The organism is Herbaspirillum lusitanum P6-12, from assembly GCF_000256565.1.
Lineage (GTDB): Bacteria > Pseudomonadota > Gammaproteobacteria > Burkholderiales > Burkholderiaceae_D > Herbaspirillum > Herbaspirillum lusitanum.
Genome location: NZ_AJHH01000155.1, coordinates 1 through 495, shown reverse-complemented (window position 1 = coordinate 495; position 495 = coordinate 1). Strand labels below are relative to the sequence as shown.

The window sequence follows — 495 nt, the reverse complement described above, 5'->3', positions numbered from 1 at the left end:
CGCAACCCGCCGCACGCCAACCTGCTCCAGCCGCTGGGCGCGCCAGCTGGTAGATGTCCGCCAGGAATTTTCCTTCGCGTCCGGCGATGGCCGCGAACGCTGAACGGCTTGCGGGATCGTGCGCGGCAAACGCCTCGAGTACATCCTGACCGACTTCAAATTGCTGAGGACCGATGGCAGGTCCCAGCCAAGCGCTGATTTCGCGAACGGCGCGGCGTGCGACTGACCGAAGCCGGACGCGCCCTGCTGCACCACGCCCGCACCGTGCACCAGCAAATGGATCGGCTGCGCGACGAGCTCAGCGAGTATGCGCACGGCCTCAAAGGCCACATCCGCCTGCTCGGCAACACTGCGGCCATCAGCGAATTCCTGCCTGATGCGCTGGGAACATTCCTGGCGCAAAACCCGTATATCGACATCGATCTGGAAGAACGGCTCAGCCACGAAATCGTCCAGGCCATCGTCGACGGCGTCGCCGACATCGGCATCGTCGCG

2 pseudogenes are annotated in these 495 nt (G+C 64.6%); one reads left to right on the top strand and one right to left on the bottom strand.

The features are described 5' to 3' along the window. Positions 1-175: pseudogene (locus HLUSI_RS31315) on the bottom strand (hypothetical protein); the annotation flags it as partial. Positions 176-201: 26 nt separating this feature from the next. On the opposite strand from HLUSI_RS31315, the pseudogene HLUSI_RS0105240 reads away from it, so the two are divergent. Continuing rightward, a pseudogene (locus HLUSI_RS0105240) lies at positions 202-495 on the top strand (LysR family transcriptional regulator); the annotation flags it as partial.